This is a genomic window from Shigella sp. FJ200513, from assembly GCF_040495915.1.
Taxonomy (GTDB): domain Bacteria; phylum Pseudomonadota; class Gammaproteobacteria; order Enterobacterales; family Enterobacteriaceae; genus ECMA0423.
In genome coordinates this window covers 1-11,252 of record NZ_JBDYCV010000112.1, presented here as the reverse complement: position 1 = coordinate 11,252, position 11,252 = coordinate 1, and the positions used below count along the sequence as shown (strand labels likewise).

Below are 11,252 nucleotides of genomic sequence, written 5' to 3'. Positions count from 1 at the left end.
CGGTGGAGCTGCATGACAAGGTCATCGGGCATTATCTGAACATAAAACACTATCAGTAAGTTGGAGTCATTACCCAATTGTTGAAACAAATGACGGTAGAGAATGTTAACACTGCCGTTAAACAATATCTTTCTCATCCGGTAAATACTTATACCGGAGTATTATTGCCAAAATAATAACAGCCCCGTCAACACATCGTTGGCGGGGATTTTAGCAATATTCGCTATTTTTATGTAATAATTTTATAAATGCGTTCAAAATAATAACCAAGTACTAATAGTGATATTTTAATACCTGATTTTTACGTGATAATTCAGGAGGCACAGAAAGCGCATAAAAATAACAACATAAAACACCTTGCCACCACCCAAGAATTCTCTATTACATTGTTTTTAATGAAAAAATATCATTCCAACAATATCTCACGATAAATAACATTAGGATTTTGTTATTTAAACACGAGTCCTTTGCACTTGCTTACTTTATCGATAAATCCTACTTTTTTAATGCGATCCAATCATTTTAAGGAGTTTAAAATGGATAAGAAGCAAGTAACGGATTTAAGGTCGGAACTACTCGATTCACGTTTTGGTGCGAAGTCTATTTCCACTATCGCAGAATCAAAACGTTTTCCGCTGCACGAAATGCGCGACGATGTCGCATTTCAGATTATCAATGATGAATTATATCTTGATGGCAACGCTCGTCAGAACCTGGCCACTTTCTGCCAGACCTGGGACGACGAAAACGTCCACAAGTTGATGGATTTATCCATTAACAAAAACTGGATCGACAAAGAAGAATATCCGCAATCCGCAGCCATCGACCTGCGTTGCGTAAACATGGTTGCCGATCTGTGGCATGCGCCTGCGCCGAAAAATGGTCAGGCCGTTGGCACCAACACCATTGGTTCTTCCGAGGCCTGTATGCTCGGCGGGATGGCGATGAAATGGCGTTGGCGCAAGCGTATGGAAGCTGCAGGCAAACCAACGGATAAACCAAACCTGGTGTGCGGTCCGGTGCAAATCTGCTGGCATAAATTCGCCCGCTACTGGGATGTGGAGCTGCGTGAGATCCCTATGCGCCCCGGTCAGTTGTTTATGGACCCGAAACGCATGATTGAAGCCTGCGACGAAAATACCATCGGCGTGGTGCCGACTTTCGGCGTGACCTACACCGGTAACTATGAGTTCCCGCAACCGCTGCACGATGCACTGGATAAATTCCAGGCCGACACCGGTATCGACATCGACATGCACATCGACGCCGCCAGCGGTGGCTTTCTGGCACCGTTCGTCGCCCCGGATATCGTCTGGGACTTCCGCCTGCCGCGTGTGAAATCGATCAGTGCTTCAGGCCATAAATTCGGTCTGGCTCCGCTGGGCTGCGGCTGGGTTATCTGGCGTGACGAAGAAGCGCTGCCGCAGGAACTGGTGTTCAACGTTGACTACCTCGGTGGTCAGATTGGTACTTTTGCCATCAACTTCTCCCGCCCGGCGGGTCAGGTGATTGCACAGTACTATGAATTCCTGCGCCTTGGTCGTGAAGGCTATACCAAAGTACAGAATGCTTCCTACCAGGTCGCTGCCTATCTGGCGGATGAGATCGCCAAACTGGGGCCGTATGAGTTCATCTGTACCGGTCGCCCGGACGAAGGCATCCCGGCGGTTTGCTTCAAACTGAAAGATGGTGAAGATCCGGGATACACCCTGTACGACCTCTCTGAACGTCTGCGTCTGCGCGGCTGGCAGGTTCCGGCCTTCACTCTCGGCGGTGAAGCCACCGACATCGTGGTGATGCGCATTATGTGTCGTCGCGGCTTCGAAATGGACTTTGCTGAACTGTTGCTGGAAGACTACAAAGCCTCCCTGAAATATCTCAGCGATCACCCGAAACTGCAGGGTATTGCCCAGCAGAACAGCTTTAAACATACCTGATAACGTTTAACGGTAACGGTGTCCCGAAACGAACCCGTTTCGGGATAATTTCCAAAGTCTGTTCACTGGCATTAGCAACGGAAAATATTGTTCTGAATACGCTTCAGAACAAAACAGGTGCGGTTCCGACAGGAATACCGTTTTAGGGGGATAATATGGCTACATCAGTACAGACAGGTAAAGCTAAGCAGCTCACATTACTCGGATTCTTTGCCATAACGGCATCGATGGTAATGGCTGTTTATGAATACCCTACCTTCGCAACATCGGGCTTTTCATTAGTCTTCTTCCTGCTATTAGGCGGGATTTTATGGTTTATTCCCGTGGGACTTTGTGCTGCGGAAATGGCCACCGTCGACGGCTGGGAAGAAGGTGGTGTCTTCGCCTGGGTATCAAATACTCTGGGTCCGAGATGGGGATTTGCAGCGATCTCATTTGGCTATCTGCAAATCGCCATTGGTTTTATTCCGATGCTCTATTTCGTGTTAGGGGCACTCTCCTACATCCTGAAATGGCCAGCGCTGAATGAAGACCCCATTACCAAAACTATTGCAGCACTCATCATTCTTTGGGCGCTGGCATTAACGCAGTTTGGTGGCACGAAATACACGGCGCGAATTGCTAAAGTTGGCTTCTTCGCCGGTATCCTGTTACCTGCATTTATTTTGATCGCATTAGCGGCTATTTACCTGCACTCCGGTGCCCCCGTTGCTATCGAAATGGATTCGAAGACCTTCTTCCCTGACTTCTCTAAAGTGGGCACACTGGTTGTATTTGTTGCCTTCATTTTGAGTTATATGGGCGTAGAAGCTTCCGCAACTCACGTCAATGAAATGAGCAACCCCGGGCGCGACTATCCACTGGCTATGTTACTGCTGATGGTGGCGGCAATCTGCTTAAGCTCTGTTGGCGGTTTGTCTATTGCGATGGTCATTCCGGGTAATGAAATCAACCTCTCCGCAGGGGTAATGCAAACCTTTACCGTTCTGATGTCCCATGTGGCACCGGAAATTGAGTGGACGGTTCGCGTGATCTCCGCACTGCTGTTGCTGGGTGTTCTGGCGGAAATCGCCTCCTGGATTGTTGGTCCTTCTCGCGGGATGTATGTCACAGCGCAGAAAAACCTGCTGCCAGCGGCATTCGCTAAAATGAACAAAAATGGCGTACCGGTAACGCTGGTCATTTCGCAGCTGGTGATTACTTCTATCGCGTTGATCATCCTCACCAATACCGGTGGCGGTAACAACATGTCCTTCCTGATCGCACTGGCGCTGACGGTGGTGATTTATCTGTGTGCTTATTTCATGCTGTTTATTGGCTACATTGTGTTGGTTCTTAAACATCCTGACTTAAAACGCACATTTAATATCCCTGGTGGTAAAGGGGTGAAACTGGTCGTGGCAATTGTCGGTCTGCTGACTTCAATTATGGCGTTTATTGTTTCCTTCCTGCCGCCGGATAACATCCAGGGTGATTCTACCGATATGTATGTTGAATTACTGGTTGTTAGTTTCCTGGTGGTACTTGCCCTGCCCTTTATTCTCTATGCTGTTCATGATCGTAAAGGCAAAGCGAATACCGGCGTCACTCTGGAGCCAATCAACAGTCAGAACGCACCAAAAGGTCACTTCTTCCTGCACCCGCGTGCACGTTCACCACACTATATTGTGATGAATGACAAGAAACACTAACCATGTCTGAATGGTTATAAGACAAGGGAGCGATAATTCATCGCTCCCTTTTTCGTGCTTGCTGTCGTATTGACTTAACCGGGATAAGTACGAGAATGAGCGCACATCTGTTTACCGGAAACCAGCACATATGGATATCTGCTCCCGAAACAAGAAATTAACGATTAGAAGACCAGCGATACTGGTTGCATTGGCACTTTTACTGTGTAGTTGTAAAAGCACGCCTCCAGAGTCCATGGTGACACCACCAGCAGGTTCAAAGCCACCAGCCACGACGCAACAATCGTCACAACCGATGCGTGGCATCTGGCTGGCCACGGTTTCTCGCCTCGACTGGCCACCGGTTTCCTCGGTTAACATTAGTAATCCCACCAGCCGAGCCCGTGTACAACAACAGGCGATGATCGACAAACTGGATCATCTCCAACGTCTCGGCATAAACACGGTCTTTTTCCAGGTCAAGCCGGACGGTACCGCCCTGTGGCCATCGAAAATTTTGCCGTGGTCCGATCTTATGACCGGTAAGATTGGTGAAAATCCGGGTTACGATCCGCTGCAATTCATGCTCGACGAAGCCCACAAGCGTGGGATGAAAGTACACGCCTGGTTTAACCCCTATCGCGTATCGGTTAATACGAAGCCCGGTACTATCAGGGAACTGAATAGCACTCTGTCTCAACAACCGGCGAGCGTCTATGTGCAACACCGTGACTGGATCAGAACGTCTGGCGATCGCTTTGTCCTCGACCCGGGCATCCCTGAGGTTCAGGACTGGATCACATCAATAGTCGCTGAAGTGGTTTCCCGCTATCCGGTAGATGGCGTGCAGTTTGACGACTATTTCTATACTGAATCACCGGGTTCACGGCTAAATGATAACGAAACGTACCGTAAATACGGAGGCGCATTTGCGTCAAAAGCAGACTGGCGGCGCAACAATACTCAGCAGTTAATTGCAAAGGTATCACACACCATTAAAAGCATTAAGCCGGGAGTCGAATTTGGCGTTAGCCCGGCAGGCGTGTGGCGTAACCGATCACACGATCCGCTCGGTTCCGATACCCGAGGCGCGGCAGCCTATGACGAATCCTACGCAGACACCCGTCGATGGGTGGAACAAGGATTGCTGGATTACATTGCTCCCCAAATTTACTGGCCGTTCTCACGGAGTGCCGCGCGTTATGACGTGTTGGCAAAATGGTGGGCGGATGTCGTTAAACCAACCAGGACCCGCCTGTATATCGGTATCGCCTTCTATAAAGTGGGTGAACCTTCAAAGATAGAGCCAGACTGGATGATTAACGGCGGCGTACCGGAACTGAAAAAGCAGCTCGATCTTAACGATGCGGTACCAGAAATTAGCGGCACCATCTTGTTCCGTGAGGACTATCTGAATAAACCGCAGACTCAACAAGCGGTCAGCTATCTGCAAAGTCGTTGGGGCAGTTAAACTACCATGCTTACTTTGTAACAAGCCGGTGCTTTACCCACCGGCTTGTTACACCTTGTGAAATATCCCACTAGTAATCATGCTTACATAAGTCAAATTAACCACGCAATTAACCACACTTAGTTAAACAGCTATAAATCCCTAATAAAAATGTATGAATATGAAAAACCATACGATATTCGCTGTCACCGAAAAATAATTACGATGGGCTATACTCTTCTGAAGAACAGTAGCGTAGATTGAAACTGTCTTAAGTCGCTTATTTCTTTTCAGTATATCTTCATATTTCAGGAGAATATGGTGCAGTTAGTCGATCTCGCACGTTGCGTTTCGTTTTGATTCCGTCTGATTTCCCAGCCTTATAAGGGTGTGAATTATGGAGATGTATTTTAAAAGAATGAAAGATGAGTGGACCGGACTTGTCGAACAGGCAGATCCTCTCATTCGTGCTAAAGCCGCAGAAATTGCCCTTGCGCATGCTCATTATCTGAGTATCGAGTTTTATCGAATTGTCCGCATCGACCCGCATGCCGAAGAATTCTTGAGTAATGAACAAGTTGAGCGGCAGTTGAAAAGTGCGATGGAACGCTGGATTATTAACGTGCTTTCTGCCCAGGTTGACGATGTCGAAAGGCTAATACAAATCCAGCATACCGTCGCGGAAGTGCATGCCCGCATAGGAATTCCGGTAGAAATTGTCGAGATGGGGTTTCGGGTGCTGAAAAAAATCCTCTATCCGGTAATCTTCTCTTCGGATTATTCCGCCGCAGAAAAACTTCAGGTCTACCATTTCTCGATTAACAGTATTGATATCGCGATGGAAGTGATGACCCGCGCGTTTACCTTTAGTGACAGTAGTGCCTCAAAGGAAGATGAAAACTATCGTATCTTCTCGTTACTGGAAAACGCCGAAGAAGAAAAAGAACGGCAAATAGCCTCAATACTTTCATGGGAAATAGATATTATCTATAAAGTCCTGCTGGATTCTGATTTAGGCAGCAGTTTGCCTTTAAGCCAGGCTGATTTTGGCCTGTGGTTTAACCATAAAGGTCGACATTATTTTAGCGGCATTGCCGAAGTGGGCCATATCTCCCGTCTGATTCAGGATTTCGACGGTATTTTCAATCAAACCATGCGTAACACCAGGATTTTGAATAACAGAAGTTTGCGGGTGAAATTTCTATTACAGATAAGAAATACCGTATCGCAGATTATTACCTTGCTGCGTGAATTGTTTGAAGAAGTATCGCGCCACGAAGTCGGTATGGATGTACTGACGAAATTACTTAACCGCCGTTTCCTGCCGACTATCTTCAAACGCGAAATTGCCCATGCCAACCGGACCGGTACACCGCTGTCAGTGCTGATTATTGACGTTGATAAATTCAAAGAGATCAACGATACGTGGGGCCATAACACTGGCGATGAAATTCTGCGTAAAGTCTCATTCCTCTCGCAGAAGAGATTGGTGAAATCGAAAATATTGGGCGCTGGGTCATCGCGGAAGCTTGCCGTCAGTTAGCAGAATGGCGTAGCCAGAATATTCATATCCCGGCGTTATCCGTGAACTTGTCGGCGCTGCACTTTCGCAGTAATCAGCTGCCTAATCAGGTGTCTGATGCAATGCAAGCCTGGGGTATTGACGGCCACCAGCTGACGGTGGAAATCACGGAAAGCATGATGATGGAACACGATACCGAAATCTTTAAGCGCATTCAGATCCTGCGTGATATGGGCGTGGGTTTATCGGTAGATGATTTTGGCACGGGCTTTTCCGGATTATCCCGCTTAGTCAGTCTTCCGGTAACGGAAATCAAAATTGACAAAAGCTTTGTCGATCGTTGTCTGACGGAAAAACGCATCCTGGCCTTACTTGAAGCCATTACCAGCATTGGGCAAAGCCTCAATTTAACCGTCGTGGCGGAAGGGGTCGAAACCAAAGAGCAATTTGAGATGCTACGTAAGATCCACTGTCGCGTTATTCAGGGATATTTCTTTTCCCGCCCCCTTCCCGCCGAAGAAATTCCAGGCTGGATGAGCAGCGTGTTACCGCTGAAAATCTGACAAATTCCTCTCGCCCGCACTCGCGGGTTTTCCTTTAAGGTGACACTGTCACTTAAATACTGTGATTTCAGCTACGATTCCGGGAGATTCCTTCCTTAACTTTCCCTCTTGCACCAAAACTGCACTACGCTGCACAAATGTTGATCAAAAGTTAAAAAATATAACTTTAAGCCAGCATTCTGGCGCTTATCCCGGCATGGCATGAGATCTGCATAAGCGGAAAGCGCAGCAATTTTTGTCTTATACAGGAACCGTTTATGTCGGATACCACCGAACTGGTTGATTTAGCCGTGATCTTCCCTGATCTGGAGATCGAATTGAAATATGCCTGCGTTGATAACATCACAGGTAAAGCTATTTATCAGCAAGCGCGTTGTCTGCTACATAAAGATGCGATTACCGCGCTGGCGAAAAGTATCAGTATCGCCCAGCTGTCAGGCTTACAACTGGTGATTTACGATGCGTATCGCCCACAACAAGCACAGGCGATGTTGTGGCAAGCCTGCCCAGACCCGCAATATGTTGTTGATGTGACGGTCGGTTCTAATCACAGCCGTGGCACGGCGCTCGACCTGACGCTTCGTGATGACGTGGAGGTGGTGAATGATGCTAAGCGAGGAAACGTCCGCCGTACGCCCACAAAAACAAACGCGATTTAACGGTGCAAAACTGGTATGGATGCTGAAAGGCAGTCCGCTCACCGTGACCGGCGCAGTCATCATTGTATTAATGCGACTGATGATGATTTTTTCACCGTGGCTGGCGACGCATGATCCCAACGCCATTGATTTAACCGCCCGCCTTTTGCCGCCTTCTGCGGCGCACTGGTTTGGCACCGATGAAGTGGGACGCGATCTGTTTAGCCGCGTACTGGTCGGCAGTCAGCAATCAATTCTCGCCGGATTAGTGGTGGTCGCCATTGCGGGTATGATTGGTTCGCTACTCGGATGTCTATCCGGTGTGCTTGGCGGACGCGCAGACGCCATCATCATGCGCATCATGGACATTATGCTGTCGATTCCTTCGTTGGTACTGACAATGGCACTGGCTGCCGCTCTCGGGCCGAGTTTATTTAACGCCATGCTGGCGATTGCTATTGTGCGAATTCCCTTTTATGTGCGCTTGGCGCGGGGGCAAGCATTAGTTGTACGCCAGTATACCTATGTTCAGGCGGCGAAAACCTTTGGCGCGTCTCGTTGGCATCTGATCAACTGGCATATTTTACGTAACTCCCTACCGCCGCTGATCGTGCAGGCATCGCTGGATATCGGTAGCGCGATTTTAATGGCCGCCACGTTGGGATTTATTGGCCTGGGTGCTCAACAACCGAGTGCTGAATGGGGCGCGATGGTAGCGAATGGTCGCAACTATGTACTCGATCAGTGGTGGTATTGCGCATTTCCGGGGGCAGCGATTTTGCTTACCTCCGTCGGGTTTAATCTCTTTGGTGATGGTATTCGCGATCTGCTTGACCCGAAAGCAGGAGGAAAGCAGTCATGACCCAACCCGTTCTGGACATTCAACAGCTGCATTTGAGTTTCCCCGGTTTTAACGGTGATGTTCACGCGCTCAACAATGTGTCCTTGCAGATTAACCGCGGCGAAATTGTCGGTCTGGTGGGAGAATCCGGCTCAGGTAAATCAGTCACCGCAATGCTGATTATGCGTCTGCTACCGACGGGCAGTTATTGCGTACATCGGGGGCAGATTTCACTGCTGGGAGAAGATGTTCTTAACGCTCGGGAAAAACAGCTTCGTCAGTGGCGCGGCGCACGAGTGGCGATGATCTTTCAGGAACCGATGACCGCCCTTAATCCGACACGTCGAATAGGTCTTCAGATGATGGACGTAATCCGCCATCATCAACCAATAAGTCGTCGGGAAGCCAGAGCTAAAGCGATTGCACTGCTGGAAGAGATGCAAATCCCGGATGCCGTGGAAGTTATGTCGCGCTATCCGTTTGAGCTTTCAGGTGGTATGCGCCAGCGGGTAATGATTGCGCCGGCATTCTCCTGCGAGCCGCAATTGATTATTGCCGGCGAACCGACGACGGCGCTGGACGTCACAGTACAGTTGCAGGTACTGCGTTTGCTTAAACATAAAGCACGCGCCAGTGGAACTGCGGTACTGTTCATCAGCCATGATATGGCCGTGGTGTCGCAACTGTGCGATAGCGTTTACGTGATGTATGCCGGAAGCGTAATTGAAAGCGGCGGGACGGCAGACGTTATCCATCATCCCCGGCATCCGTATACCATTGGTTTGCTGCAATGCGCACCAGAACATGGAGTACCACGCCAGCCATTACCCGCCATTCCAGGGACGGTACCAAACCTCACCCATTTGCCTGACGGCTGCGCTTTTCGCGATCGTTGCTATGCGGCAGGTGCACAGTGTGCGCTGACAGCGTGTGGTGACAACAACCAGCACTGCACCTGTTGGTATCCGCAGCAGGAGGTCATAAGTGTCTGACACGTTATTAACGTTACGCGACGTCCATATCAATTTTCCGGCCCGTAAAAACTGGCTTGGCAAATCTACGGAACATGTTCATGCCATTAATGGTATTGATTTACAGATCCGCCGTGGTGAAACCTTAGGGATCGTCGGCGAGTCAGGCTGCGGCAAAAGCACCCTCGCACAGCTTTTAATGGGCATGCTGCAACCGAGCCACGGGCAGTACATCCGTTCAGGCTCACAACGCATTATGCAGATGGTGTTTCAGGACCCGCTCTCTTCGCTTAATCCGCGCTTACCGGTGTGGCGCATCATCACAGAATCGCTCTGGATAGCTAAGCGTAGTAGTGAACAACAGCGGCGAGCGTTGGCAGAGGAGTTGGCTGTGCAGGTGGGTATTCGTCCGGAGTATCTCGACCGCCTGCCTCATGCGTTCTCCGGCGGGCAGCGGCAACGCATCGCCATTGCCAGAGCACTCTCTTCGCAGCCTGACGTGATTGTGCTTGATGAGCCAACCTCGGCGCTGGATATCTCCGTGCAGGCGCAGATCCTCAATTTGCTGGTAACGCTACAGGAAAATCACGGGCTGACTTATGTGCTGATTTCACACAATGTCTCGGTGATACGTCATATGAGCGATCGGGTGGCGGTGATGTATCTCGGGCAGATTGTAGAACTGGGCGACGCGCAACAGGTGTTGACTGCTTCGGCACATCCATACACCCGATTATTGCTGGATTCCCTCCCCGCCATTGATAAACCGCTGGAGGAAGAATGAGCATTACGTAAAACGGATCTGCCGGGAAACCGCACGTTGCCGCAAGGCTGTTTTTTCTACGAACGTTGCCCTCTGGCAACCCACGGATGTGAAGTCCGGCAATCATTAGCAATAAGGGAGGACGGACGTGACCTCCGGTGCTGGCGGGCGCTGTAGAGATGCTAACAACGCATCAGGCATTCACGCGCCTGACGCGTCATCCGGCAATGCTTTACGATTTCAACTGGTAATCCAGCGTAATTTCCGCTTTCAGTACCTGAGAGACCGGGCATCCTGCTTTTGCTTTCTGGATGATGCCGTCAAAGGTAGAGGCATCAATACCCGGCACCGCAACTTCACTCTTCAGTGCGATTTTCGTAATCGCAAAACCGGCATCCACTTTATCCAGCGACACATCGGCGGTGGTATCAATTGATGTTGGCGTGAATCCCGCTTCCCCCAGCATTAATGAAAGCGCCATTGAGAAACATGCGGCATGCGCTGCGCCAATCAGTTCTTCAGGGTTGGTTCCTTTTTCGCCTTCAAAACGCGTGTTAAATCCATACGGCTGTTGGTTCAGCACGCCGCTCTCGGTGGATACTGTTCCCTTCCCGCGTTTGATATCGCCTTCCCAGTGTGCCTGACCTTTCTTATGGATTGTCATTGTTGCTCTCCTGTGGGCTTAAAAAGGAAATTATAGACTACGTGAGAAACAGCACGAGGATAAGCAGGATATTCCGAATAAAATACGGCGAAAATATTACTTCTGCACTTAAATTAAATTCCCACAATAGATAACCGGGAATATATATCTCAAGAGAGGTAATGACTCCAACTTACTGATAGTGTTTTATGTTCAGATAATGCCCGATGACCTTGTCATGCAGCTCCACCGAT

Annotated in this window: 8 protein-coding genes and 5 pseudogenes; 11 read left to right on the top strand and 2 right to left on the bottom strand. The window is 49.2% G+C overall.

Translation table 11 applies throughout. From position 1 onward, the window contains the following. The first annotated feature begins 2 nt into the window (after positions 1–2). The 11 genes and pseudogenes from ABZJ92_RS18000 to ABZJ92_RS17955 all read left to right on the top strand — a co-directional run bounded on the left by ABZJ92_RS18000 (position 3) and on the right by ABZJ92_RS17955 (position 10,532). Positions 3–59, top strand: a complete 57-nt coding sequence (locus ABZJ92_RS18000) for an IS1 family transposase (RefSeq protein WP_003032489.1) — start codon at positions 3–5, stop codon at positions 57–59. A gap of 15 nt (positions 60–74) precedes the next feature. Next, positions 75–176 (top strand): annotated as a pseudogene (locus ABZJ92_RS22520) (hypothetical protein); the annotation flags it as partial. Positions 177–536: 360 nt separating this feature from the next. Beyond that, complete coding sequence (locus ABZJ92_RS17995) at positions 537–1,937, top strand: glutamate decarboxylase (RefSeq protein WP_000358930.1); 1,401 nt, start codon at positions 537–539, stop codon at positions 1,935–1,937. 155 nt (positions 1,938–2,092) lie between these two features. Then, on the top strand, positions 2,093–3,628 hold the full coding sequence (gene gadC / locus ABZJ92_RS17990; RefSeq protein WP_000246019.1) for an acid resistance gamma-aminobutyrate antiporter GadC: 1,536 nt from the start codon (positions 2,093–2,095) through the stop codon (positions 3,626–3,628). Between the two features lie 130 nt (positions 3,629–3,758). Then, entirely contained in the window at positions 3,759–5,078 is a 1,320-nt protein-coding gene (locus ABZJ92_RS17985; protein ID WP_000350395.1) for a family 10 glycosylhydrolase, read from the top strand. A 376-nt stretch (positions 5,079–5,454) separates the two neighbouring features. Beyond that, a pseudogene (dosC, locus tag ABZJ92_RS17980) lies at positions 5,455–6,525 on the top strand (diguanylate cyclase DosC); the annotation flags it as partial. Then, a pseudogene (locus tag ABZJ92_RS17975) lies at positions 6,525–7,142 on the top strand (EAL domain-containing protein); the annotation flags it as partial. The pseudogenes dosC and ABZJ92_RS17975, both read left to right, overlap by 1 nt. 257 nt (positions 7,143–7,399) lie before the next feature. Next, positions 7,400–7,732: pseudogene (ddpX, locus tag ABZJ92_RS17970) on the top strand (D-alanyl-D-alanine dipeptidase); the annotation flags it as partial. A gap of 13 nt (positions 7,733–7,745) precedes the next feature. Beyond that, positions 7,746–8,642 carry a D,D-dipeptide ABC transporter permease gene (gene ddpC / locus ABZJ92_RS17965; RefSeq protein WP_000979625.1) on the top strand — a complete coding sequence of 299 codons (897 nt, stop codon included), beginning with the start codon at positions 7,746–7,748 and terminating at the stop codon, positions 8,640–8,642. Next, entirely contained in the window at positions 8,639–9,613 is a 975-nt protein-coding gene (locus ABZJ92_RS17960) for an ABC transporter ATP-binding protein (RefSeq protein ID WP_000193541.1), read from the top strand. The genes ddpC and ABZJ92_RS17960 overlap by 4 nt, the downstream gene beginning before the upstream one ends. Beyond that, a pseudogene (locus ABZJ92_RS17955) lies at positions 9,606–10,532 on the top strand (oligopeptide/dipeptide ABC transporter ATP-binding protein). Before ABZJ92_RS17960 ends, ABZJ92_RS17955 begins: the two are co-directional and overlap by 8 nt. Before the next feature lie 55 nt (positions 10,533–10,587). Here ABZJ92_RS17955 and osmC read toward each other — a convergent pair. Both osmC and ABZJ92_RS17945 read right to left on the bottom strand, forming a co-directional pair. Next, the gene (osmC, locus tag ABZJ92_RS17950) at positions 10,588–11,019 is read right to left on the bottom strand and encodes a peroxiredoxin OsmC (RefSeq protein ID WP_000152305.1); all 432 of its coding nucleotides are present in this window, start codon (positions 11,017–11,019) and stop codon (positions 10,588–10,590) included. Positions 11,020–11,191: 172 nt separating this feature from the next. Further along, the coding region (locus tag ABZJ92_RS17945) for an IS1 family transposase (RefSeq protein ID WP_071528444.1) at positions 11,192–11,252 on the bottom strand (61 nt) is incomplete at its 5' end.

Excerpts from the sequence above, each read along its gene's own strand:
- ABZJ92_RS17995 (WP_000358930.1), top strand. The coding sequence starts at position 537 with ATGGATAAGAAGCAAGTAACGGATTTAAGGTCGGAACTACTCGATTCA.
- gadC (WP_000246019.1), top strand. The coding sequence starts at position 2,093 with ATGGCTACATCAGTACAGACAGGTAAAGCTAAGCAGCTCACATTACTC.
- ABZJ92_RS17985 (WP_000350395.1), top strand. The coding sequence starts at position 3,759 with ATGGATATCTGCTCCCGAAACAAGAAATTAACGATTAGAAGACCAGCG.
- ddpC (WP_000979625.1), top strand. The coding sequence starts at position 7,746 with ATGATGCTAAGCGAGGAAACGTCCGCCGTACGCCCACAAAAACAAACG.
- ABZJ92_RS17960 (WP_000193541.1), top strand. The coding sequence starts at position 8,639 with ATGACCCAACCCGTTCTGGACATTCAACAGCTGCATTTGAGTTTCCCC.
- osmC (WP_000152305.1), bottom strand. The coding sequence starts at position 11,019 with ATGACAATCCATAAGAAAGGTCAGGCACACTGGGAAGGCGATATCAAA.